Genomic DNA, 25,351 nt, shown 5'->3' with positions numbered 1-25,351 from the left:
GTTCGGCCGATGGCCGAGGTGCCGAGGCGCGGGCGGGGGGACGGCCGATGGGCGCGGGTGACGACGCGGTGGTGGACGCCGCGCGGGCGGGCGACGAGTCCGCGTTCGCGGCGCTCGTCGAGCGTCACCGGGGTGAGCTGCGGGTGCACTGCTACCGGATGCTGGGCTCGTTCGACGAGGCGGAGGATCTGACGCAGGAGACGTTCCTGCGCGCGTGGAGGAACCTCGGCGGTTTCGAGGGGCGCTCGACGTTCCGGGCCTGGCTGTACCGGATCGCGACGAACGCGTGTCTCGACGTCCTCGGCGGCCGGGCGCGCCGGGTGCTCCCCCGCCACCTGTCGGAGCCGTCGGATCCGAGTGCCGCGCTGCCACCCCCCACCGACATCGCGTGGTTGCAGCCGTTCCCCGACCGGTTGTTCCCCGACAGGCTGCTTCCCGACCGGCCGTGGGAGCCGGTCGCGCCGAGCGAGACCGAGCCGGACTCCGTGGCCGTCACCAGGGAGACGATCGAGCTGGCGTTCCTGGCCGCGCTCCAGCACCTGCCGCCCCGGCAGCGGGCGGCGCTGATCCTGCGCGACGTGCTCGGCTGGCCCGCCAAGCAGACCGCGGAGCTGCTGGAGGGCAGCGTGGCGTCGGTGAACAGTGCGTTGCAGCGGGCCCGTACGACGCTGAGGGAGCACCTGCCCGAACGCCGCCTCGACTGGGCGCCGTCGGCGGAGCCCACCGAGCGGGAGCGGACGGTGCTGCGCCGCTACATGGACGCGATGGAACGCGCCGACCTCACCGCGGTCGCCGACCTGCTGGCCGAGGACGTACGGGCGGAGATGCCGCCGTGGCCCGTATGGTTCCGGGGGCGCGACGCGGTCGTGGCGACGCTGGCGGCGAGCTGGGACACGAATTCGCCCGACTACGTGGGCCGGTTCCGGATCCTGCCCGTCGGGGCCAACCGGCAACCGGCCGCGGCGGTCTACGTACGGCGCCCCGGCGAGCTCGCCTACCGCGCCTTCGGGATCGGCGTGCTGCGGATCGAGGACGACCGGATCACGGAGATGACCGCCTTCCACGATCTGGGCCTGTTCCGGGTGTTCGCCCTGCCCACGACGCTTCCGCCCGTGCGTTGACTTCCGCCCGTACGTTGACTTCCGCCCGTGCGCCGATTTTCGCTCGTGCGCCGATGAGTTTCCGCGCGGTCCGCCGTCTCAACACGGGTCAACCGAAATCGATCACGACGGAGGCACCCGATGGGCAAGATGCTGTATTCGGTCACCATGTCACTGGACGGTTTCATCGCCGGTCCGGGCGGTGACATGTCCTGGCTGGCCGAGCACCTCGGCCCCAACCCGGCGGTGGACAAGCTCATCGGCGAGATCGGCGCGCTTCTCGTCGGCAACCGCACCTTCCGCGGCGACGATCCCCACCGGGACACGGACAGGGAAGGCAAGCCGTTCGGCGGGGGGTGGACCGGACCGCAGTTCGTACTCATCCACCAGATCCCGGACACCCCGATGCCGGACATCACCTTCGTCGGTGACCTCGACAGCGGCGTCGCGGCGGCCAAGGCCGCCGCGGGCGACAAGTACGTCAACGTCCTCGGCGCCGACACCGCCCGGCAGTGCCTCGAGGCGGGCGTGCTCGACGAGATCCTCGTGTTCGTCGCACCCGTCATGCTGGGCGACGGCGTCCGGCTGTTCGACCACCCGGGCGGGACCAACGTCAAGCTCGAACGCATCGAGCTGACCCACGTGCCGCACGCGACGGGCATCCGGTTCCGCGTCGTCGGCTGAGCCCTTTCCGGCACGCGTGCCCGACCTCACAGACGGCGGCCACCCACCCGCCGGTGTCCGGCGAACCGGGCTGACAGAGGTCCCGCGCGGGCTGACGCCGCGTCTGCCGCGCGTCCTGGGGTCAGAGCGTCGAGATGGTCAACGGTTCAGGACCTCAAGGCGCCGGTCGCAGCCGGTAACGGCCGGCGCCTCCCACAGACAGAGGTCATGTTCCCGAAAGGGGCGATGACCTCCCCTCCGCCTGCGTCGGGGAAGCTCGGCTACAGCAGCGCGGCCAGCCCGCCCAGCGCGCCGATGGCGATGGTCAGACCCATCAGCAGCGCGGCGGGCATCGACTTGCCGGAGCGCAGCGCGAGCACCACCGCGACCCCTCCCAGAATCAGAGAGATCGCGGCGACGACAATCCCTCGGATCATCGATTCGGACACGGACATCAAACCTCCATATCGCAAGAAGCCCCGGACGACGGTTCGCCGGGGCCGTGGGATTTGCTGTCTTATGCCTATCAACGCCAAGGATGGCCCGCTCTGTGAAGATCGTGGTGGACCGGTCTCGGGACAGCCCGGAACGGTACCGGAACCGACGAGACGCTCGGCGACGCTCCAGACGATGGTGTTCCGCGCACTCCCGTTCTCGTTCCACCTGCGCTACGTCGGCTCAACACCTTCACGGAACCGGCGCGGAACGAGTCCGGAACGAAGACGGAATCTAGGCGGAACGCCCCCGCAGCCGGACTCGCCCTCGAAGACGTTACGGGTGCGAGCGTTCCGGGCTGTTCCGTTCCCCTTCCGTTGTCTCAGCCGATCGCGTGGGCGTCTCACATGTCGGTCGGGTACGGAAGAATCTTGAGCCTCCACAAGCAATGACTTTCTGATTGGCGGTGGCCCGGTTCCATGACTGGTCCTCTCTCTGGAACTCCCTGGGCGGAGTTCCGCGCCGAACTGCAAGACGCGCGGAGAAAAGCCGTCAATCCGTCATATGACAAGTTGCGGATCATCTCAAAGAACTACAAGGTGCCGCTGAGCAAGGCCACGCTGTCGGCGCTGCTGACCGGTAAAGGTCGTGTCGGGCCGCCGCGCTGGGACAAGGTCGTCAGCTTCCTGCTGGCCCTGAAGGAGTCCCTCAAAAACGACGGCATGGATCCGGATGCGGTGCTGGGCAGCATGGACAGCTGGCGCGAACGCTACCTGGCATGCCTGGCCACCGACGCTGCGGCCACGCCCGTCGCGGCCCAGGAGGACACTCCCGCCGCCCCGGTGCGGGTGCCGGTCCCGCCGTCGCCGACGTCTGACCACAGTGGTCAGCAGTCAGGCACGGTGCCGACCGATCAGGCACCCTCGCTTCCGACACACCCGTTCCTGACACCTCCCGCACCGCAGTCCCCCTCATCGCCACCCGTCCACGGCGAGACGCGCCCCGCATCTGTCGCCAGCAGCTACGCCGACCTCATCCAGCCTCGCTACCCCCAGTACTCCACACCGACCCCGTCACCCTCCGGCGGGAGCCTCGGTGATCCCTTCGCGTGGCCCCACACCGAACCCGCTTTTCCGCCCTCTCCCGATCTCTACGACTATCCGATCGAGGACCCCTATACGGGACTTCTGCGGCCCTCCTACATCCAGCAGGATGTTGACACTTGGCGCGTTTCCCCCGAGTCGTGGAGCATCACTTCCGCCCGGCAATCGCCCGAGGACAGACAGCTCAGCCTGTGGCAGGCCGTTTTTGGTGAGGATCCCGCGCAACCGGTGGAGAAGGAGGCCACCTACGCCGTACTCAGCCGCATCCCCAACGGCCATGAGTCGGCCTCCCGGATGGCGAAGAGCTTCGGACACCGCGGGGTCGAACTGCTCGACGGAGCCGAAGCCGGCAACGCCCTGTACGCCTTCGAACTGGCGATTCTGCTGATCAACAGCGGATCCGTCCACGAAGGCGGCGAGTTCCTGCGCATGGCAGCGCGCCTGGACAGCAAGCTCACCGTGGATTTCGAGCCCTTCCGGACCGGAGACCGGCTGTACGGAAAGATCGTCAAAGATGTCTTCGCCCGCGTCGGCACTGCTTACGAGAACGCCGGCTACCCCGTGAGGGCAGCCGAATGGGCTTTCCGCGCCGGGCTCTTCACCGGCTCCGACCCCATCGCGATGAGGATCGCCCACCATGCACGCCACGTCCGCACTCCCGACCGTCACGCTCCCTTCGACCCCGTTCAGGTCCAGCAGATCGAGAGCCTTTATTGGCGCGCCTACGCCTTCGACCCCGATGACACCCGCTTCACCTCGCAAGACGTGAGCATGCTCAGGGCCCGGCTCGCCGCCGAGGACGCCAAAGCCATCTCTCCGCTTCCAACCGGCAGGCATCGCGCCGTCACCAGCGCCTCCGCCAGCGCCACGACCTCTCACCCGGCTGCCAACGGCACCGCATCGCCCGGTGACCAGCTCAAGAACGTGCCGACGAACACTCAGCCGAGCACCGACTCCTCGCCGTACCGACGATTTCCCAGGTTCCCTCCAAAAGAATTCACCCGCTCCACGCAGTGACGCGTACGACCTCATCCTGATCGAACCTCCCGGAAAGACCTGTGACGTGGACGACTCCCCCTTCTTCGAAGGCCCCTTCGACAGTGATGAGGGCTCTGACGCCATCGCGGAACTGGAGGGGAAGGACGACATCGCGGCGACGATGGCCAAGTCGCTCGACGCGTTCGTGCGCGAGAACGAGAAGTACGCCGAGGAGGGAGCCGTGGACGAAGCGTTGGCGTTCGCGTGCCTGATCGCCGCCCGGATCTCCGGTATCGCCCCCGATGAGGCCGCCCATCACTGGCTAGACCGCAATCCCTTCACCGTCTCCGATGACCTGCACCGGCTGGCCGTCGCCGCGTTCGCTCTGGCCACCCGTTCGCGGGACAACTGGCTCAGCGAGGTCCAGGCCGGGGGTTGGCAGGCGTTCCTGGAGCACCTGAAGCCCTACCGCAAGGCCCTCCACGGTGAGCCGCAGGACCCGCCCGTTCCGTTCGTTCCGGACTTCTCCCGTCAGAAGAAGCAGTGGCTGCGGGCGTACTGGAGTATCGACGGCCAGAGCCTGTCGCACGACACCGCCTACGCGGACGTGGCGGAACGACTCGTCCTGGCCGTCAACGAGGACCCGGTCTGGCTCGCGTGGTGGCGTTCCGCCAACCTGCAGGAACTCACTGTTTTCGGGCAGCTCACGCTGGGCGCGTACGCGGAACGGATCTCTCGTGGCCGCACCACGGCTGAGGCCTGGATCGACTTCGGCCATTCCTACGAGGGCCCCGAGGAACCCGTCACCCAGCAGGTCTTCGACGATGTCCGCAAGGCTCTGGCCGCCGCAGGCCGCTATCTCGGCCTCGATCTCGTCCCTCGGCTTCCCGCCCTACCGGGGTGACTCCACGGCTTCGTCCGCCAGTCGGGGTGGGGGTGCCTTGCTGGCGAGGGTGAGCACGTGGCCGCTGACGCCCAGCAGGGAGGGGACCGTCTCCAGGCGACGCTGGGCGTCGAGCATGAGGGCGCGGCGCTCGGGGTCGTCGAGCCAGTCGTCCACGTCGCCGTACAGCCAGAAGGCTCCCTCCAGGCCGTAGCGGGTGACCTCCGGGAGCCCCGCGTCGGCGAACTCGGCCGGTACGTCGTCGGGGTCGTGCATGTAGGCGTTGAAACCGATGCCCGGCCCGGCCAGGATCCCGTCCGCGAGGGCCGCGTTCGCCGTCTCCCTCGGTTCTTCCCGCAGGTACAGCCCCTGGTAGACCATGTCGTGCACGGCCGCGTAGCGGTTGATGGTCGCGGCGGCCACCAGGCCGCCGGGCCGCACCACCCGTGCCGCCTCCGCCAGCGCGCGGACCCGGTCGGCGCGGTCGGCGAGGTGGTAGAGCGGGCCGAGGAGCAGCACCGCGTCCACGCTCTCGTCGGGCAGCGGCAGTCGCCTGGCGTCACCCTGCCTCGCGGTGACCCCGGCCAGCCGCGCCGCCCGCTCCACGTGCGATGGCATGAGGTCGATCAGCTCGACCCGGTATCCGTCGGCGGCCAGCCACTCCGCGTGCACCCCGGTGCCGCCGCCCACGTCCAGCACCCTGGCCGGAGCCGGGGGCAGCGCCCTGCGCAGCACGTCCTGCGTCCGCCAGAACTCCAGCCGCCCACGGCTCGCGCGAAGCCTGCCGTCTTCCCTGTCCTGCTCGTAGTAGGCGAGCAGTTCCGGTGTCATCGCCATGCTCGATCATGTCTTCACCCCTGGCCCGCGGGCAAACGAATTAGACGGCTTGACGAACGGTGGGACAGCCGGTGGTATTTGCCGGGAAGGTCTCACCGGGAAAACCGACACTCGCCGGGAAGGCCGACGCGTCAGGCCCGGCCCTCGCCGGTAAACCATGGCCTGAATGTCGTGCGGCTCACCCCGGTGGGCCGCATCTCGACTTACCAAGTGCCGACATATCCCCTAATGTCCATGACCATGAAAATTCGCGCGATCATGGCGACGGCCGCCGCCTCCGTCCTACTCTTTCCCGGTACGGCCACCGCTTTCGCATATCCGGTCGAGGACGCTCCGCTCCTGACCGGCAACCCCCTCTACTCCGCCGGCAAACTCCCGGGCGCGGGGTGTGCCAGGAAACCCGCCAAGGGCAGGAGTCTGGGCTCGGTCAAAAAGCACGTCAACGCGCTCATCACCTGCATGAACAACACCTGGGGCCCCTACATGAAAAAGGCCAACCTCCAGTTCGTGCCGCCCAGGGTGGAGGTGCACGGGACTCCCCTGGAGAAAGGGTACGAGCGCTACTGCTTCGGGGCCAAGATGAATCCCGCCAAGTCGGAGGCCGTCCACTGCTTCGGGACCAACCTCTCCGTACGCGTTCGTCCCGACTGGATCAAAGCATCCGACGACGTCCCGATCCTCGCGGAGCTGAGCTCCGCCTACGCCGAGCACGTGCTGAGCCTGGTCGACGTCACCGAGGGCTACAACGCCCTGCACGCCGACGACAGCGACGAGATCCTGGAGCAGCTGCGCCGCTTCAACCTCCAGGCGAAGTGCCTGGGCGGAATGACCGCGAAAAGCCTGTGGTCCGCCCTCGGCTACCCCGCCAAGGACGCCGGGCGCCTGCTGGAACTGGCCAAGGCCGAGGCCGGCTCCAAGGGCGAGTTCCGTTACTTCGGCAAGAGTGCCAACCTCGTCTACTGGACGAAGCGGGGTTACTCCACCTCCGACCCCAAGTCCTGCAAGACCTGGAACGCTCCCTCCGCCAAGGTCTCGTAACCCGCCCCCGCCGGTGTGATTCCCGCTCGTCATCAAGCCCGTCCCGTACCGAACAGGGCCTACCCGCCTGGCTCGACAACGCCGTGCTCGTACGCGTAGATGACCGCCTGGACACGGTCGCGACAGCCGGTCTTGGCGAGCAGACCGGCCACGTGGGTCTTGACGGTGGAGACGCTCAGCGCCAGGGTGCGCGCGATCTCCAGGTTGGACAGGCCCCGGGCGAGGAGCGCGAGCGTGTCACGCTCGCGCCCGGTCAGGTCGGGCAGGGGGGCGAGATGGCGGGCCCTGCCGGAGGCACGGGCGAACTCGGCGATGAGGCGGCGGGTGACCGACGGCGCGACGAGACCCTGACCGGAGGCGACCACCCGGACGGCCTCGACGAGCTGGTCGGGCTCGATGTCCTTGAGCAGGAAGCCCTGTGCCCCGTTGCGCAGCGCGTCGAAGACGTACTCGTCGAGATCGAACGTCGTCACGACCAGCACCGTTATCGGGTGCTCGACGGCGAGCCCGGCGAGCTGAGCGGTGGCGGCGATGCCGTCCAGGACCGGCATCCGTACGTCCATCAGGACCAGGTCGGGCCTGACCTGGGTGGCGACCCGCACCGCGGCCTCCCCGTCGGCGGCCTCCCCGACGATCTCGATGTCGGGCTCGGATTCGAGGATCGTGCGAAATCCCGCCCTCACGACGGCCTGGTCATCGGCGATCACGACCCTGATCGTCAACGTTCCTCCACGGGGTCATGGGTCCACGAGCTCACGAGTTCACGAGTTCACGAGTCCGCGGGAAAGTCGGCGGCGACCTGCCAGCCGCCGTCGGGATGCGGCCCGACGATGAGGCTACCGCCCGCGTGCCGGACCCGCTCGCGCATACCGACCAGGCCGTAACCACCGTCGGCCCCTCCCCCAAGCGCCCCTCCCCCGAGGGCGAGGATCCCTCCGGAGGCAAGCCCGGCGGAATTCTTACCGTCGGGCGGGCGTGGTGGCGCGGCGTTGCGTACGGTCACCCGCACGGCCCGGTCCTCGAACACGGTCACCACGGTCACCGCGGCACCGGGCGCGTGCCGCCGGGCGTTGGTCAGCGCCTCCTGCAGGAGCCGGGAGGCCGCGAGGTCGGCGGTGAGCGGCAGCGGGCGCGGCTCGCCCCGGGTGTGCGTCTCGACCGTCATGCCGCTCGCGCGAGAGCGCCGCACGATCTCCTCCATCCGGGCGAGGGCCGGAACCCGTCCGTCGCCGGTATCGGGCTCGGTACCGTTCTCGCGCATGAGCCCGACCAGGGCGCGCAGCGCGGTGAGGGTCTCGCGGCCCTGCGCCCGGATCGCGCGCAGGGTCTCGCGGGCCGCCTCGGGGTCGCGGTCGAGCTGACGGTCGGCGGCACCCGCCTGGACGACGATCGCGGACAGGTCGTGGGCGGCGATGTCGTGCAGCTCCCTCGCGATCCTGGCGCGCTCCTCCAGCACGGCGGCCCTGGCCCGTTCCTCCCGCTCGCGCTCGATGCGGGCCGCGGTCCTGGCCGCTCCCGCCCTCCGCGCCTGTATGTGGAACCCGGCCACGGCGGGTGCCGAGTAAGCGGCCACCACCGCGGCCGTCATGGCCGGACCGTCCATGTGAGTGACACCCCAGAACGTGAGCAGCCCGCCGACGTCGCCACCGGCCGCGACGATCGCCAGGCCGCCCAGCAGGTGGGCGACGCAGGAGACGGCGACGATCAGGGTGGCCCGGGGCGGCGGCAGCAGGCTCGCGACCGTGTAGGCGCACACCACCACGCCCACTCCCAGCAGCGGCGGCCGGGTGGGCAGCACGGCCCCGACCAGCGGGATCACCATCGCGACGACCAGCGCAGCACCGGGCCACCTGCGGCGTACGGCGATCGTGGCCAGATCAGCGGTGGCCAGCAGGTAACCGCAGCCGATCGCCCACACGGGCAGGGCTGCCAGCGCGGCCCGCGCCTCCCCCGACACGAAGACGAGCAGCAGCCGCGCCAGGCTGAGCACCGCCAGGACTACGGCGACCGCGGTGTCGCGACCCTGAGGCGTACGAATTCCGAGCCGCGCCGTCGCCTGGATCCACCACCTCATGCCCCTGCGCGCCCTCTTCCTCTCCCGCCGTCCCCATCACCCTCGTCGGCTCTCTCGCTGCCCCCCTCACCGGCACCGATGCCGATGCCGGTGCCGGTGCCGGTGCCGATGCGGGGACCTGCACCGCTGCCGGGAGCGGGACCGGTACCTGCGCTGGCACCGGGACCTGTGCCTGCGCCTGTGCCAGGAGCGGGACGTATGCCTGCGCCTGTGCCGCTACCAGTACTTGTGCCCGTGTCGGCACGAGTGTGGGTACGGGCGTGGGCGCGGGTACTGGCACCGCCGATTGGCAGCCACTGCCAGTATGTGACGCATCGCCACGCCCACTCCAGTGGACCGTAGCCGAACATGCGCAGCCACACGATGCTCACGGCCGCCTGGAAGACCAGAATGCAGACGCCCAGGAGCACCGCTAAATCCCATGAGGACGAGTCGCGCAACCCGATGGCCGTCCCGATCGGGACGAACAGCAGGGCGGCTCCGAAGTAGTTGGTCAGCGCCATGCGTCCCATCGGGGCCAGCACCCACGAGAGCGCGACCCCGATCCGGGTTCGCAGCAGGAGCAGGAAACCGGCGGTGTAGCAAGCGGCGGTGGCGAGCGAGAGGATCATGCCAAGTCTGATCTGCGCGATGTCGGGCGGCCCCAGCATGATCAGCCCGTAGGTCAGCAGAGCGGTGACCGCTGCCGCGACCCCGAAACCGACGAGCCGGCCGCGGCTCTCCTCCAGCCTCTCCGGCACACGCAGCTCGGCCAGCGCGAACCCCAGCGCGAACAAACCGGGCAACAGCCCCAGCCCCCCGACACCGGCCAGCACCCCCGCGACGGTCAGCAGCACTCCGGCCACGAACAGGGCACGCCCCGGCAGATAGCTGAGCGGCAACAGGACGAGCAGCCCAGTGATGGCGAACGGCAGGAGCACCTCACCTGGCTGCAACAGGTGCAGGATGCCACCCAGCACAGCCAGTGCGACGAACCGCCGGACCAGGAGCAGACGGGGACGCTCCGAACGCCGCATGGCGGACCGCAGGAAGATCCCGAAGCCCACGCCGAACAGCAGGTAGAAGATGGGATAGAAACGGCCGTAGAAGAACAGGCGCAGCGGTGTGGGCAGCTGCCCCGCGAAGGCGAACATCTCCATGGTCTGCGGGATGTTGATGAAGATGATCCCGCACAGCGCGAAGCCACGGAGCGCGTCGAGTGCGGCGATCCGCTGCTTCGGCGCGACCGGTGCGTGCCGTGCGGGCTGCGGTGGAGCCTGCGTTGCGGGTTGCGCTGGCGCCTGCCTTGCGGGCCGCGTGGGGACATCGGGATCCGGCATGGCAACACCATCGCCGAAACCGGCCGCGCACCGCTTCGGGCGAGCGACCACTTCTGCCTCCTCCGCGAGACCCAATGCGTCGGCGCCCGGCTCATCCGCAGGGCCAGGATCGCCAGGCCCTGCTGTGTCGGCAGACCTGGATACAAGCACGGCACAACGAATTGAATCACTGGGCGAGTTAGGGAGGCTAGCGAAGTTCCGGAAGGTTGAACGGGTAAGAAGGACGACTTGTGCGCTCACCACGCCGACGTGCGCGAGGAAACACGACTGCACTTTACGACCGATTCAACTATTGACGATCCTCTTGAATCCTCGGACTGTTATCCCAATGGCTGGTTCTCGCGCTCCCTCTCGGCCGCCCCGGAAGAAACGTTTTTCTCGTCATCGGACCACGAGCCTGGTTCTCGCCAAAATCGCTGACACATCACCCCGCGAGTCAACCGTCGGCCACAAGGCCCCCTCGCCGCCAGCGGATTCACCGGCCGCCCGACATCAATTCGATCGCCTGATCGGAAACGCGGGGATCCGCACACTCGCAGGACCCCCGCGCGATGAAGCCGATCTGAAGTTACAGTTCCGGTGGAAGCGTGTACACGTACTTGGGACATGAGTGGCCGAGCGCTATCGGCGGATCATACCGATTCGGTAGATCCCAGCACGAGGAAGCCGTCATCTTGATCCGACCATCCGGATAGTCCGGATTTTTGAAGGGAAGATGGACCTCGACGATAAATCCAGTCTGGAACTCCTTGATATCACAGAGGTTCGGCAAAGATTCCGCACATGTGACCTCCAGGTTATCGTCACCCTGAGTCGGATAATGAAGAACCCGGTCCCCCTTGACTCCTCGTACGATTTTCTCCTCACACTCTTCGGTGGCCGTCAGCTCGTAGCCCGGCGGGTAGGAGATGTTCAGGGTCCCGGAAAGTACTCGCGCACACAGCTTGTCAGTGACCGTTATGGTCATATTCTTCACGAATTGATAGTTCTCGTATTTCTTGAGGAAATTCTTGGTGAAGTAAGCCTGCGCCCAGACGCGATGCTTGGCGATCTTGAGTTCCTTCAGGCGCAAGGCGGGATTGGGTTTCCAGCCATGCATGCCCGAAACTTGAATCGTCATGCCCTTGTAAGGAACCCTGGTTGCCGGATTTTGCGGGACCTGCGGCTGGGCCCGATACCACGAACACGAATTCTTGGCCTCGACAACTTTTGTACACACATCATACGAGGGCCCTGTGCCACTATCGCTGGTCGAGACACCGCATACCTCCTCAACCGTTCCGTCAGGGTTGACGAAACCGGAGCAGGGATCGGAGTGATCGGTCGAATCCTCGTGCACCTGGATCGGGACCTCGATGATGCTCATATCCCCGCAGCGATCGAAGACGAACACCGATAGGGTGAATTCACTTGGCTCAACAGTTCCCAGCGCGCTGGAAGCGACAACGGACGTGGCCGCGCCTTCTACGGGCTCCTCTCTCCATGTGCGTTTGACATAGGTGGTGACGCGCACGGTACCGTCCGGCATCGACTGGATCACGGGTTCTGACAGCCGTACGGCTGACTGACTTCGTGTCACGTCCATCAGCCGTAGAGACTCCCGCTGCTGAATCAAGAGCGTGTTGAGAAGTGACAGCTTCCCCGTGTTCGACGCGTTCGTGAATACGCCGGGAGCATCCCAGATGGTGTTGGCCCCACCTTCGAGTACCGCGTCCTGCGCCTGGTAATAGTGCTCAACACGATCAAGATAGGCCGAGGCGCCGGACCTGGTCACGGCTGGGGCTGTAACACCTGCGGAGGGGTGTTCAAGCCTGCAGGTCGCGCCTTCGCCCGTGTCAGAGGCGGGTGGTGGGACGGATGCGGTCGTGGCGGTGACAGCTTCCCATTCACCAATACCGAAAGCGGTCCTGGCGCGCACCTTCATGGTGTAGGCGACATCATTGCTCAAGCCGCTGACAAGGGCATAGGAATCTTTCACCTCGATTGTCTTAACGACTGTGCCACCATCGACGACCTGGACGTCGTAACCGTCGAGCATCGCGATACTGCCGTTGTCCTCTGGCACGCCCCAGCTGACGATCACGCTCGCGTCGCCGCCTTTGGCGGTCAGATTGAGCACCTTGCCGGGCGGTCCGGCAGGAAGATAGGTGAGCGCCAGCGACAGCTGTTCGGCCACTCCCCCATCTCCGAAGGTCATGACCTCATTCTTGTTGGAGGTCAGCATCAGCCATTGGTACTCGCTGCCGGCGATGTCCACCTGCGGACCGCTCAGCGGCAGAGAATAGGGCGTGGTGTCCGTGTCGGCGTCGCCTGCCAGATCTGAGCCCTTGGTCTCACCGGTGACCTGGCTCTTCAACGGGGTGGCGGTGATGACCGCGTCCGCCGGGCAGGTCCCGGCCGGGCAGGTCGGGGTGCCGAGTTTGAGGATGCCCTCCGACACACCCGCGCCGTCGGGGAGTTCGCCGAGCTTGAATCCGATCACCGCCACCGTCTTGTCGGTGCCGCTGCCGCCGATCCGCATGACGGTCGAGTCGGTCACCGTACAGGGCGAACCGTCACAGGCCGTCGGGTCGACCTTGGCGGTCTTGATGACGAAGCTGTCCTTGAGCAGGGTCAGGTGGTCGACGGTCTCGGCAGGCGGATCCGGCGGGGTGCCGGGAATGGTGACGCTGACCGGGGCGGTCTTGGCGGTGCAGACATCCAGGGCGCACGCCTGCATCTGCCAGGTGTACGTACGACCGGCCTGGACGGCGTTCTCCGGCACCTGGAAGGACGCGCGCTCACCGCCGTTGACCGTACGCTCGCCGAACGGGCTGGAGCCGACCGGAGCGCCGGTGCTGTCGTACAGGAAGTACTTGGCGGTGACCGGCCCGCCCGACGGCCGGTTGACCATGCCCGACAGGATCGGCCGGGCCGGGTCGGCCATGCCGGTCTCGGTGTCGGCCGGCAGATAGGGCGCGTCGGTGGTGATGCGGTAGTAGGGACTCTCGCTGCAGGTGAGAGGAGTTGCCCCGTTGATGCAGGCTCTGACAGAGATCTTGAAGCTGTCGACGTTGCCGACGTCGTAGGTGATGGACGCGGTCTGGCCCGAGGGCAGGTTGGCGTTGGTGGGCGGGGTGAGGTTGAGCATCCACTGGATCTCGGTGGGGCTCAGGGCCCGGTCGTAGGCGCGGATCTCGTCGTAGGCGGCCTTGACCGAGGAGTAGCTGTAGCCGCCGCCCTTGCCGCCGCCGAGCTCGAAGGTCTGGCCGGCCTGCCAGGGAGGCGAGGTGTGGTCGTCTTCGGCGACCTGGACACCGTTGACGTACAGGCGGATCTTCTTGGCGACGGCGTCGTAGACGCCGGTCAGGTGGGTCCAGGTGTCGATCTGCGCCGCCGCGGGGGACCTGATCTCTGTCACCGTGCCGGTGGCGGTGTCGTCGCGGTACATCTCCATGTTCCACTTGCCGCTGCCCGCGTCGTAGCCCACGGCGAAGGCGCTGTTGAGGGAGCCGCTCTGACTGATCAGCCGGACGGAGCCGGTTCCCGCCTCCAGGCGGACCCAGCCGGCCGCGGAGAAGCTCCGGTCGGTCCGCAGGACCGGGTCCTCGGTGGAGGCGAAGGAGGGAAGGGCCACAGACCCGTTGAGGGACAGGGCCTTGCCGTCCTTGCCGTTGACCCACGAGTAGCGGCCGCTGACGAAGATCAGCGGGTTGTTCCTGCCGCTGGAGTCGGTGCCCTCCGTGCCCTCGGTGAAGCTCCACTTGCCGACCTCACCGCCGCCCGTGGTCCACGTCGGGAGGGGAGCCGTGGAGTCGACGACGGAGACGTAGTAGTCGAGGTTCCTGCCGTCGACGGAGGTGGACCTGTAGCCGACCTTGGCCGAGCTCTCGCGCACGATGGCGTGCTCGCCGTCCATCGAGTCGACCGACTCCGCGGTGACCGTGGGGATCTCGGGCGGCAGGATGTACTGGGTGATCAGCTTGGGCGGGGTGGCGCCGGTGCCGGTCGTCTCCGCCGAGTGGAAGACCGCGGAGTAGGCGTTGTAGCGGTCTACGCTCTCGGTGGGCCCGCTGAGCTCGACGCCGCGGTTGGGCTGGCCCCCGGTCCAGGCCTTGACCCAGTTGGTGATGGGCCAGGTCATCACGCCGGGGGTGAGGACGCCCGTGGTCGGGCAGGGGGTGCTCACGAAGTCGGCGGTGCCCCCGGGCTTGTTGGCCCAGGTCATCCTGCCGGGGGTCCAGTCGGCACCGACCCGGGTGGCGTAGACCTTGCCGTTGCCGCGCAGGTGGCACGCGGGTGACTCGGTACGCCACAACTGCATGGTGGAGGAGACGATGGGCTTGCCGACCAGGCCCGTGACGTCGAACTTCAGGTACGAACGCCAGTAGTTCATGGCGCTCACCCCGTTGCAGCCGTGGTAGGCGGCGCCGATCTTCAGCAGCGTGGCCCCCGGCTGGTCGTAGGTGTTGCAGTCGGCGCCGCTGGAGAGCAGCGTGTCGGTCTTGACGGTGAGGGTGGAGGTGGGGTCGACGACGACGGGGAAGACGGTGGCGGGGTCTGCCAGCCACCCGGCGTCGGGTTTGAGGACCAGCGTCCGTTTGCCGCCGTCCTCGACGACGGAGGTGGCGATCGGCGCGCTGCGCCGCGCGGCGGTCGTCTTGGTGTCCCGCGCGCCGGCGCCGGTACTGTCCCACATCACCGGCTTCGGCGCCTGGGCGACGACCCTGTCCCTGGCGTCGGTGAGTTCCAGGCCACCCTGCCCGGACTTCTCGAGGGTCAGGTCGGACGACTCCACCGGGATGCGGATCTCCAGCGGCCCCGTGGGGCGCTCCCGCAGCACCACGTCGTGCCGGAAACCGGTGGGCAGAGCCGTGACGACCAGGTCGGCCGCGGGTCCGGCGGCGTCTGGATAGGTGGCGACGTTGCCCTCCACCACCGGGCGGGGCAGCTTCCCCTCCCACGACAGGCTGAGGCTCCGCTTCGCGTCCCGCCTCATCACGGCGAACGGGACGCCGTCTCCGCCGAGGGAGAAGGCGAGGTCCGCCTTGGCCGCCCTGGGCTTGAGGACGCCGTCCTTCTCCACCAGCGTGGTGTCGATCCAGGCCCACGAGCCGTCCTGCCGCTTGACCTGGGCGGGCCCCGAGTACGATTCCGTCCTCAGGCTGCCGTCGGGAAAGGCCCAGGTCCGTGAGGTCTCGGTGAACGCACCGGTGGCCTCGACCGGTTTGTTCTGCTTCCTGGCCTCCGCGACCGCCGCGCGCAGCGGAGCGTCGGGGTCGTCCGGGCGGGGGAACGGCGTCGGGGCGGGCGCCGAGGGGGCGGCCGTACGCGCGGGGGCCACCTGCGCCACGGCGCCGCCCGGCACCAGGAACGACGCGGCCAGGGCCAGGACGGCCACCACCGTGGTCGCCGTCCGTCTGTTCGGTCCGCGCCGGGAAGGAGGCGCGAAAGGACGGTTCGGTAAGGGAAACCCCACCGGTTCCTCCATTGTGGAAGGGAGATTGACGGCCGGGCGCGGAAACGGGAGAGCCCGGCAGGAGATGATCACGCCAAGCATCCAGGACGATGCTGTTGATCTTGTCGTACGGAGTGTCTTAACCTTGTCCTCTGTCCGCACTTCGCGTATTCACGGGAACGAGTGGCGTATGAGGCAGTTCGAGACAGGAAACGCGCACCACCTCACTCGGCGATGAACGAGAAGAAATCCGAAACTCGGTTTCGTGTCCTCGGCCCGGTCGACATATGGCGCGACGAGCGCTCGATCAGCGTCCTGGGCCCCAAGCAGCGGACACTTCTCGCCCTTCTCGTCGTACGGGCGAACCGGGTGGTCCCCCACGACCGGCTGCTGACTGCCCTGTGGGCGGGAAAGCCTCCGGCGACCAGCAGGCGACTGCTCCACAACTACCTGTGGTCCGTACGGCGCCTGCTCGACGACGCGAACACGCTGGTGGGCACGCCTACCGGCTACACCCTGCGGTTGCGCCCCGGTGACTCCGACCTTGACGTCTTCCTCTCCGAGACGGCGACGGGCCGCTCCGCCATGGCCGCAGGAGATCCCGCGAAAGCCTCCGAGCGGCTCGGCTCGGCGCTGGCGCTGTGGCGCGGTCCCGCGCTCGACGGCACACAGCCCGATTTCCAGTCCGTCGAAGGGGCCGCGCTCGAGGAATTACGCGTCACCGCGCTTCTCGATCGCATTGACGCGGACCTCGTTCTGGGCCGCCACGCGGAATTGATCGGGGAATTACGCTTGCTGGTGGCGGAACATCCCCTGAACGAGAGTTTTCGCGGCCGGCTGATGCGCGTGTTTCACCGAATCGGCCGTACGGCGGAGGCGCTGGAGGTGTTCAGGGCCGCCAGGCAGTATTTCCGCGAGGAGCTCGGGCTGGACCCGGGAGAGGAACTCGTCCAGCTGCACCAGTCGATTCTCGCGGGAGAGCCCGTCACCGGGAGCATCCCGGCGGCCGCGGGACCCGCCCTCACTCCTCCCGCGACCGTGCCCAGGCAACTGCCGGCCGACATCGCCCGCTTCGCCGGTCGTGAGGAGAGCCTGCGACGCCTGGACCTCCTGCTCTCCGCAGATCGGAACGGCGCGTCGGCCGTGGTGATCACCGCCATCACCGGCACTCCCGGGATCGGAAAGACCGCGCTCGCGACGCGGTGGGGACACCGTGTGGCGGACCGGTTTCCGGACGGGCAGCTGTACGTGAACCTTCACGGTTACTCACAGGGGCAGCCGGTCACCGGCGCGCAGGCGCTCTACCAGCTCCTGAGAGGGCTCGAGGTCGCCACCGACGAGATTCCCCACGAGATCGACGAGCGGGCGTCGATGTACCGGTCGCTCGTGGCCGGCAGGCGGATGCTCGTGGTGCTCGACAACGTGGCCAGGGCCGAGCAGATACGTCCGCTGCTGCCCGGCTCGACGCTGTGCAAGGTGGTCATCACCAGCCGGGACTCACTGCGAGGACTCTCGGTGACGCACGACGTCCACACCCTCACCCTCGACCTGCTTTCTCCCGGTGAGGCGAGGACACTGCTCGGCGCCGTCCTGGGTGAGGATCGGATCCGCGACGAAGCCGAGGCCGTGCTCGAACTCGCCCGCCTCTGCGGTCACCTCCCCCTCGCGCTGCGGCTGGCGGCCGCGCATCTGAGCGGCCGGCCCGCGCTGCCCGTCGCCGACTTCGTCGCCAGGCTGCTCCGGGAGAACCGGCTGACGACGCTGGACATCGAAGAGGACCCGCACATAGGTGTACGGGCCGCCTTCGAGACGTCCTACGGAAGCCTTCCCGAGCCCGCCCGTCGGACCTTCAGGCTGCTGGGCCTTCATCCCGGCCCGGACATCGGCGTCGACGAGGTCGTCGCCCTGGCTCAGTCGTCCGTCGAAGACGTCCGCGCGGCTCTCGACACGCTCATCGGCGCCCATCTCGTCCAGCACGGCACCGGCGGACGTTTTGTCATGCACGACCTGCTGAGCCTGTTCGCCCGCGAGCGTGCCGAGGCCGACGACACCGGACCGGCTCGTCGTGGCGCGCTGATCCGGCTGTTCGACTGGTATCTGCACACGACCAAGGCCGCCATGGAACACGTGAACACCGACTACAGCGGGATCACGCTCGTCTCCGAGCCTCCTTCGCGCGGAATCCCGATCTTCCGCGATCGTGATTCCGCCACGAGATGGCTCGACGCGGAGTATCCGGCACTCATAGCGGCCGTCAACCACGCCGCCGAACACGAGTGGTTCGGGTACGCGTGGCAGATCGCCTACACGCTGGACTACTTCTTCTACCTCAGGGACCGCGTCGACGACTGGGTGACGGTCCACCAGACCGCCCTCTCCGCTGTGCGCCAGGCCGGTGACCGGCACGGGGAAGGGCGGGTACTGAACGCACTGGGCACGGCGAACATGTTCTCCGGGAAAATCGACAGGTGTCTTGACTACCAGCGGCAGGCCCTGGACCTCAGCAGGACGGTCGGGGACCGGAAGGAGGAGGCCTACGCCCTGGGCCAGCTCGGATACAGCCTGCTGTGGACCGGAGACTTCCGTCAGGCGATACAGAACTGCGTGAAAGCGATCGAACTGTTCAGCCTGCTCGACGACGAACACGGCGAGGCGACGGTGACCTTCACCCTGGGAATCGCCCATCTCAGGCTGGGTCATTCGCCGGAGGCTCTCCGTTGCGTCGAACGTTGCCTGGCCTTCGAGCGCAAGGAGGGCAACCGCAACGACGAGGCGTACACACTCAAGATCCTGGGCGACGTCCACGAGAGCCTCGGGGATCTGGCGACCGCCCTGGATCTTCATCAGCAGTCCGTCCAGCTGAACAGAAGCGTGGGCAACCATCGGCTCGAGGTGAGCTCCGTCAACGGCATCGGACGGATACGCCGGCGGCAGGGACGTCACGCCGAAGCCCTCGAACACCACCGGAACGCCCTCGCCTGGGCAAGGGAGGGAGGAGACCAGTACACCGAATGCGAGATTCTGCTGGACCTGGGAACGACCCTGCTGGCAACCGGCGACGGACCGGCCGCGCTGGAGAGTCAGCAGGCCGCCCTGGACGCGGCCCTCACCGTCAAGGACCCGTATCTGATGGGTCTCGCCCACGAACACCTCGGCCACGCGTTGCACGCGCTCGGCAGGACCGACGAGGCCAGGTCCCAGTGGAAGTCGGCTCTCGACATCCTCTCTCCCATGGGAGTCCCCGAGGCCGGGAAGATCGCCGAGCGGATGCGCGAGACCACGGCCCGCGCGATGTGATCGCCACGGCGGAACCCGCCGTCTCCAGAAGTGTGATCACAACGCCCGTGATCCCCGCGCGCCAGGACGCCGTACGCCTGCCTCCGGCCACGGTTCAGGCCGTGAGCAGCAGCGCCGTCACCGTGGCGGTGACCCCTGCCGCGACCAGCACGGTCCCCGTCAGCACGAACCTGAGCATCGGCACCCGCACTCCCCTGCGGCGGCACCACTCGAACCACAGCAGGGTGGCGAGGGAGGCCCAGGGGGTGATCACCGAACCGGCGTTGGTGCCGATGAGCAGGGCGAGCAGCAGGTCCCGGCTACCCTGCGGGATGGCGTGCTCCACCACCGTGTAGGCGGGGAGGTTGTTGATCAGGTTGGACAGCACCGCGCCGACGGCCGCCACACGGTAGGCCCCGTCTCCCCCCGGGCCTCCGGAGGTCCCGACGAGGGAGCTCATCACCGAGGCCAGGCCGTACCGGCTCAGGGTGGGCACCACGAGGAACAGGCCGACGACGAAGACGAGCAGCTGCCAGGGGAACAGCGCGAGAGTGAGCTTCGAGCGGTCGCGCCAGGCGAAGGCGGCGATCATCAGGGCCGCTCCGCCCAGGGCGGCGAACTGGATCGGCAGCTCCAGCAGGATCGCGGCGACGAACAGCACGCACGCCGAGACCGCGATCCTGAACAGCACCGGATCGGCGACCGGGCCGGGGACCGGCGGTTCGTAGCGGGCGGCCCCGCGCCGGCCACGGCGCCAGAAGAACAGCCACAGGAAGACCATGGTGACCGCGATGGAGACGAGCTGGGGCAACCAGAGCCGTCCGGCGAACTCTCGGGCGGACATGCCGAGCCGTTCCATGGCCAGCAGGTTCGTCAGGTTCGACACCGGCAGGAGCAGGGCGGCGGTGTTGGCCAGCCAGAGGGTCGTCATGGCCAGCGGCAGCGCGGCGATCCCGGTCCTGGCCGCGAGGGCGAGCATGACGGGCGTCAGCAGCACCACCGTGGTGTCCAGGTTCAGGAAAACGGTGACCAGCGAGGCGAAGGCCGTGCACAGCAGGAACAGCGCGACGTGGTTCCCCCGCCCCACCACCGCCAGCCGGGTCGCGATCACGTCGAAGAGCTGGGCCTCCTTGACGAGGTCCGCCAGGACGATCACAGCGGCGAGGAAGAGCAGGATGGGCGCGATCCGCTCCATCTCGCTCCAGGCCTCCTGGAGGGGGAGCAGACCGGTCGCGACGAACAGGAGGCCGAGGCCGAGAAGTCCGAAGCGGATCCGATCCAGAACACTCAATCGCCGCAGCACATCGGACATGTTCGCACGCCTCACCTGCGCGAACAGGGCCGGGGAGGGGTTGTGGCGCCTGGGCGCCGGCGCGGGTCACCGAGATCCCATCGGGGGCATCCGGCCCAGGCGGGCGCCGAGGTTCCCGGACGAGTTATCCCGCTCAGACGGTGACGCGGGACGTGAGATCGGCCCAGATGCCGTCCATCCGGGACTCCAGTTCCTCCAGGGAGCCCTCGTTCGGGACGACGATGTCGGCGATCTCCAGCCGCTCCTCGCGGGTCGCCTGGGCGGCGAGTCTCGCCCTGGCGTCCTGCTCGCTCATGCCGCGCAGCTCGATCAGCCGGGCGACGCGCACCTCGTCCGCGGCGTCGACGACGATCACCACCTCGTACATGGGAGCGAGCTTGTTCTCCGCCAGCAGCGGCACGTCGTAGATCACGATGCTGCCGGGGGCCGCCTGTTCCTGGAGCTCGCCGACCCTCGCGCCGACGAGCGGGTGGACGATGGCGTTGAGGGAGGCGAGTTTCTCGGAGTCGGCGAAGACGATCGAGCCGAGTTTCTCCCGGTTGAGCGAGCCGTCCTCGTGCAGGACGTCCGTGCCGAAGACGCCGGTCACGCGCGCCAGCCCGGGGGTTCCCGGCTCGACCACCTCTCTGGCGATCTTGTCGGCGTCGATGACCACGGCGCCACGGGCGCCCAGCCTCCGGGAGACCTCGCTCTTGCCCGACCCGATGCCGCCGGTAAGCCCCACCTTCAACATGATCCGCAGCATACGCCGTACGGACCGCGCTCCGGTGCGGTCGGCGACGGGATCTTCACATCCGGTGCCGGGACGGGAGCGCCCGAGGGCACGTCTGCCGCCCTTCGGTCCAGGATGTTCATCCCGGCACCGAATGGCGTACGGGAACGCCGCTGGGGCCCTCACAGCTCCTTGCGCATGTGCACCAGCGTCAGGTGGTCGCTCATCGGCTCCCTGCGGGTCTCCCGGTAGCCGTGGCGGCGGTAGAGGCGCAGGTTGCCCTCCGACAGGTGGCCGGTGAACAGGTCGAAGGCGAGGGCCGCGGCGGCCTCGTCGTGCAGGGCGGTCAGCAAAGATCCGCCGATGCCCGCGCCCTGCCGGTCGGGGGCGACCACCAGGCGGCCGACCAGGCAGGTCGTGCCGGACATCCGGCCACGGACCGACCCCACGATCCTCGCCCCGTCGCGGGCGACGAGCACGACGGCCGTCTCGACGGCCTTGCGGACCTGGGCGGCCGACTCCACGAGCGGCGGGATGAACGGGTCGCCGTAGAGCTGGGCCTCGCCCACGTAGGCGGCGCGCTGCACGGTCAGGATCTCGCCCGCGTCCTCGGGCTCCGCCACCTCGATCACGATCACGGCGTCACCCTAGCGGCGGGGCGGGAGACGGGCGAGGCCGGGCGGCCGCCGGGCGTTCCTGCGGCCGCCGAAAGGCCGTCACCGGGCGTTCCCGCGGACGCCAAGAGGAAGGCCGGGAAGAGGCGGGGCGACCCGGTGGGGACGCGGAGGCATCCCAGGGGCGGGAACGAAGCCACATGGCGGGAGAACCCGGGAAACGCGAGACCCCGTGAGGGGGAAGACCCAGCCGGGGACGCGAAGCCGCACGGCAGGAGAAACCGGCCGGAGACGCGAAGCCGCACGGCAGGAGAAACCGGCCGGAGACGCGAAGCCGCACAGCGGGAGAAACCGGCCGGGGACGCGGAAAGGGCCCCGCCGGAGCGGGGCCCTTCCTTCGATCTTCTACCGCGTTGTCATGACAGCGAGGTTAGTTCTGGCCGCCCGCGAGCTTCTCGCGCAGAGCCGCGAGAGCCTCGTCGGAGGCCAGGGCGCCCGCCGCCGGAGCGGAGGAGCCACTGCTGCTGCTGGAAGAGGCGCCGGTGGAACCCGAGGACGGGGTCTCGCCGGAGTAGGACGTGGGGGCTGCCTCGCCCGCCTCGGCCTCGGCCTTGCGGGCCTCCTCGACCTGCTTCTTGTGAGCCTCGAAGCGGGTCTGAGCCTCGGCGTACTGCCGCTCCCACTCCTCGCGCTGCTTGTCGAAGCCTTCGAGCCACTCGCCGGTCTCGGAGTCGAAACCCTCGGGGTAGATGTAGTTGCCCGAGTCGTCGTAGGTCGCCGCCATGCCGTACAGCGTGGGGTCGAACTCGACGTCGGCGCCGATCGCACCCTCGTTCGCCTGCTTGAGCGACAGCGAGATCCGGCGGCGCTCCAGGTCGATGTCGATGATCTTCACGAAGATCTCGTCGCCGACCTGGACGACCTGCTCGGGGATCTCGACGTGGCGCTCGGCCAGCTCGGAGATGTGGACCAGGCCCTCGATGCCCTCCTCGACGCGGACGAACGCACCGAACGGCACCAGCTTGGTGACGCGACCCGGGACGACCTGACCGATCTGGTGGGTGCGGGCGAACTGCTGCCAGGGGTCTTCCTGCGTCGCCTTGAGCGACAGGGAGACGCGCTCGCGCTCCATGTCGACGTCGAGCACCTCAACGGTGACCTCCTGGCCGACCTCGACGACCTCGGAGGGGTGGTCGATGTGCTTCCAGGAGAGCTCGGAGACGTGGACCAGACCGTCGACGCCGCCGAGGTCGACGAACGCACCGAAGTTGACGATCGAGGAGACGACGCCCTTGCGGACCTGACCCTTCTGCAGGGTGTTGAGGAACGTCTGGCGAACCTCGGACTGGGTCTGCTCGAGCCAGGCGCGGCGGGACAGAACCACGTTGTTGCGGTTCTTGTCGAGCTCGATGATCTTCGCTTCGAGCTCGCGGCCCACGTACGGCTGGAGGTCGCGGACGCGCCGCATCTCGACCAGGGACGCCGGCAGGAAGCCGCGCAGGCCGATGTCGAGGATGAGTCCACCCTTGACGACCTCGATGACCGTGCCGGTGACGATGCCGTCCTCGTCCTTGATCTTCTCGATCGTGCCCCAGGCCCGCTCGTACTGAGCGCGCTTCTTGGACAGGATCAGGCGGCCTTCCTTGTCCTCCTTCTGGAGGACGAGGGCCTCGACGTGCTCGCCAACCTCGACGACATCCGCCGGGTCGACATCGTGCTTGATCGAGAGCTCGCGCGAGGGGATGACACCCTCGGTCTTGTAGCCGATGTCGAGCAAAACTTCGTCTCGATCGACCTTGACGACGGTGCCCTCGACGATGTCGCCGTCGTTGAAGTACTTGATGGTCAGGTCGATCGCTGCGAGGAACTCTTCCTCAGAGCCGATGTCGTTGACCGCTACCTGCGGGGTGCTCGAGGTGGCCTCAGTGCTGCTCGTCATGTGTGGAGTTGCTCCGAACGCGGACAGATGTCGATGTGGCGAACGCGCGGCAGGCCTCTTACCGTCAACCGAAGAATTCATCGGTGTGATCGAGCGCGAGCCCACTCCGTCCGAGACACGCGCGAGCCCACAGCGCAGCGATCAGCATATGAGACCAGACGGGTATGGTCAATCCAACGACTCTACGCGCCCGCGTGCCGAAAGGATAACGATCTCGCTTAATAGGCGTTGATCTTCTGCCTCCGGTCCGCCCTGATATTACCGCGAAGTCCGCGTGGGATGGAGATCCGGTCGGGGTCGCCGTCGGCCGTGTAGCGCTCGCGGGGATGCTTGTCCAGCCACCCGAGCCAGTACTCGGAGCACCACTTCCGGCACTCCCCCTTCCTGCCGTTGCTCTGGATCCGCTGGACCGCGCGCCAGTCGTAGTCCTTGACGAACGGCGAGACCGACGGTTCGGCGCCGGCGAGGAAGACGCCCTTGAACCGGTAGGACACTCCGTCCCATTTTCCCTTCTGCACGGTAGATCTTTTGCGGGGCATCGCGCCGAACGGCAGCGCCAGCGTCTCCGAGGGGGGAACGCCGAGCCGCTTCAGCAGCCGCTCGACCCTGGCCACCTGCTCGGCGATCTTCTTCTTGGACAGGTGCGGCAGGTGGGGGTGGCTCCAGGTGTGGTTGGCCACCTCGAAGCCCCGCGAGGCCAGCCACCGCACGGCCCGCTCCTGGTCCTTCCGCTCGCGGAGGCCGAACGGGTGCCGGTTGACCCAGAAGGTGGCGACGGGCCGGAATCCGGGGTACTTCACGGCGACCTGGTAGATGATGCCGACCGCGCTGTCCTTGGCCGGGGTGCCGTCCGCGCCGAGGGCGAAGTGGCTGGGGTGGCCGTCGTCGAAGGTCAGCACGACCGGGTGCTTGCCCGCCGGGACGTCCATCCGCCCGGTGGCGAACTCCCGCGCGGTGACCGGCACGTAGCCGCCCCTGGCGAGCCTCTCCAGCTCCTTGCGCAGCTGGGCGGGGGTGCGGTCGATGGAGGCCAGCCTCTTGCGGGTGATCCGGTGGTACATCAGGATCGGGACCGCCCCGGCCTCGTTCGCCTCCACCTGCCGGGCGAACTCCGCCGAGGCGGTGATCGGCGGCGGCAGCTCGGCCGAGGGCAGGTGCACCGCCGGCGAGGGGGCCGCGGACGGCTTCGGCGACGAGCCGCCTCCCGCCTGGCCCGGCCGGGTCGCGCCGGGTGGCGCGGAGGCCGGCGGGAGCACCAGGAGCACCACCACCGCCACCGCGACGACCAGCACGTTCGCCAGCAAAATGATCTTCGTCAGGGGGATTGGACTCCGCACAGAACTCCCGTGCCCGTCGAGCTTCTCGGCTTGGATCACCAGCCTAGAACAGACTCGGACAGGCCCGGCCAATCAGCGAAGTCCGGCACCCCGCGGCCGGTCTCCTCGGCCGGAAGGCACCCTGGGAACACTCCGGGAAGCACCTCACGGAAGCGCCCGCTACCCCCGCCTCTCGACCCCCGGCCATCGGTCCCGGCCATCGGTCCCGGCCATCGGTCCCGGCCATCGGTCCCGGCCATCGGTCCCGGCCATCGGTCCCGGCCATCGGTCCCGGCCATCGGTCCCGGCCATCGG

At 68.3% G+C, this 25,351-nt stretch carries 17 protein-coding genes; 6 read left to right on the top strand and 11 right to left on the bottom strand.

The genetic code is table 11. From position 1 onward, the window contains the following. Positions 1-47: 47 nt before the first annotated feature. Positions 48-1,121 (top strand): sigma-70 family RNA polymerase sigma factor, encoded by a 1,074-nt coding sequence (locus tag ABT053_RS03590; protein WP_350967263.1) that lies wholly within the window; start codon positions 48-50, stop codon positions 1,119-1,121. Positions 1,122-1,241: 120 nt separating this feature from the next. Continuing rightward, positions 1,242-1,784, top strand: coding sequence for a dihydrofolate reductase family protein (locus ABT053_RS03585; protein ID WP_350967262.1), 543 nt, complete (start codon positions 1,242-1,244; stop codon positions 1,782-1,784). 260 nt (positions 1,785-2,044) lie between these two features. Here ABT053_RS03585 and ABT053_RS03580 read toward each other — a convergent pair whose 3' ends face one another. Then, entirely contained in the window at positions 2,045-2,200 is a 156-nt protein-coding gene (locus tag ABT053_RS03580; protein WP_350967261.1) for a hypothetical protein, read from the bottom strand. Positions 2,201-2,770: 570 nt separating this feature from the next. On the opposite strand from ABT053_RS03580, the gene ABT053_RS03575 reads away from it, so the two are divergent. Next, entirely contained in the window at positions 2,771-4,318 is a 1,548-nt protein-coding gene (locus ABT053_RS03575) for a hypothetical protein (protein WP_350967260.1), read from the top strand. 46 nt (positions 4,319-4,364) lie between these two features. Continuing rightward, positions 4,365-5,183 (top strand): DUF4259 domain-containing protein, encoded by an 819-nt coding sequence (locus ABT053_RS03570; protein ID WP_350967259.1) that lies wholly within the window; start codon positions 4,365-4,367, stop codon positions 5,181-5,183. Here the strand turns inward: ABT053_RS03570 and ABT053_RS03565 are convergent. Then, positions 5,172-5,999, bottom strand: coding sequence for a class I SAM-dependent methyltransferase (locus ABT053_RS03565; RefSeq protein ID WP_350967258.1), 828 nt, complete (start codon positions 5,997-5,999; stop codon positions 5,172-5,174). The genes ABT053_RS03570 and ABT053_RS03565 overlap by 12 nt on opposite strands. Positions 6,000-6,233: 234 nt before the next feature. Here ABT053_RS03565 and ABT053_RS03560 point away from each other — a divergent pair, with 234 nt between their 5' ends. Continuing rightward, positions 6,234-7,037, top strand: a complete 804-nt coding sequence (locus ABT053_RS03560; RefSeq protein ID WP_350967256.1) for a hypothetical protein — start codon at positions 6,234-6,236, stop codon at positions 7,035-7,037. 59 nt (positions 7,038-7,096) lie between these two features. Here ABT053_RS03560 and ABT053_RS03555 read toward each other — a convergent pair whose 3' ends face one another. The 4 genes from ABT053_RS03555 to ABT053_RS03540 all read right to left on the bottom strand — a co-directional run bounded on the left by ABT053_RS03555 (position 7,097) and on the right by ABT053_RS03540 (position 15,813). Continuing rightward, entirely contained in the window at positions 7,097-7,759 is a 663-nt protein-coding gene (locus tag ABT053_RS03555; RefSeq protein WP_350967255.1) for a response regulator, read from the bottom strand. Between the two features lie 47 nt (positions 7,760-7,806). After that, positions 7,807-9,111, bottom strand: a complete 1,305-nt coding sequence (locus ABT053_RS03550; RefSeq protein ID WP_350967254.1) for a sensor histidine kinase — start codon at positions 9,109-9,111, stop codon at positions 7,807-7,809. Further along, entirely contained in the window at positions 9,108-10,481 is a 1,374-nt protein-coding gene (locus ABT053_RS03545) for a DUF418 domain-containing protein (protein ID WP_350967253.1), read from the bottom strand. Before ABT053_RS03545 ends, ABT053_RS03550 begins: the two co-directional genes overlap by 4 nt. A gap of 517 nt (positions 10,482-10,998) precedes the next feature. Continuing rightward, entirely contained in the window at positions 10,999-15,813 is a 4,815-nt protein-coding gene (locus ABT053_RS03540) for a LamG-like jellyroll fold domain-containing protein (RefSeq protein WP_350967252.1), read from the bottom strand. Between the two features lie 288 nt (positions 15,814-16,101). Here ABT053_RS03540 and ABT053_RS03535 point away from each other — a divergent pair, with 288 nt between their 5' ends. Beyond that, positions 16,102-19,164: a BTAD domain-containing putative transcriptional regulator gene (locus tag ABT053_RS03535; RefSeq protein ID WP_350967251.1), complete on the top strand. Its 3,063-nt coding sequence runs from the start codon at positions 16,102-16,104 to the stop codon at positions 19,162-19,164. A gap of 94 nt (positions 19,165-19,258) precedes the next feature. Here the strand turns inward: ABT053_RS03535 and ABT053_RS03530 are convergent, their stop codons facing one another. The 5 genes from ABT053_RS03530 to ABT053_RS03510 form a co-directional block, all read right to left on the bottom strand. Continuing rightward, positions 19,259-20,455: an SLC13 family permease gene (locus tag ABT053_RS03530; protein ID WP_350967250.1), complete on the bottom strand. Its 1,197-nt coding sequence runs from the start codon at positions 20,453-20,455 to the stop codon at positions 19,259-19,261. A 133-nt stretch (positions 20,456-20,588) separates the two neighbouring features. Further along, positions 20,589-21,188, bottom strand: coding sequence for a dephospho-CoA kinase (gene coaE / locus ABT053_RS03525; protein WP_350967249.1), 600 nt, complete (start codon positions 21,186-21,188; stop codon positions 20,589-20,591). A gap of 161 nt (positions 21,189-21,349) precedes the next feature. Next, on the bottom strand, positions 21,350-21,805 hold the full coding sequence (locus tag ABT053_RS03520; RefSeq protein WP_350967248.1) for a GNAT family N-acetyltransferase: 456 nt from the start codon (positions 21,803-21,805) through the stop codon (positions 21,350-21,352). 406 nt (positions 21,806-22,211) lie between these two features. Next, positions 22,212-23,720 carry a 30S ribosomal protein S1 gene (gene rpsA / locus ABT053_RS03515; protein ID WP_350967247.1) on the bottom strand — a complete coding sequence of 503 codons (1,509 nt, stop codon included), beginning with the start codon at positions 23,718-23,720 and terminating at the stop codon, positions 22,212-22,214. A gap of 218 nt (positions 23,721-23,938) precedes the next feature. After that, positions 23,939-25,057 carry a polysaccharide deacetylase family protein gene (locus tag ABT053_RS03510; protein ID WP_350967246.1) on the bottom strand — a complete coding sequence of 373 codons (1,119 nt, stop codon included), beginning with the start codon at positions 25,055-25,057 and terminating at the stop codon, positions 23,939-23,941. Positions 25,058-25,351: the final 294 nt, after the last annotated feature.

Origin of the sequence: Streptosporangium sp. NPDC002524, assembly GCF_040295985.1 — a bacterium.
In the GTDB taxonomy this organism is placed as follows: domain Bacteria; phylum Actinomycetota; class Actinomycetes; order Streptosporangiales; family Streptosporangiaceae; genus Streptosporangium.
The sequence above is the reverse complement of the archived record's forward strand: the minus strand, read 5'-3'. Positions and strand labels throughout refer to the sequence as shown.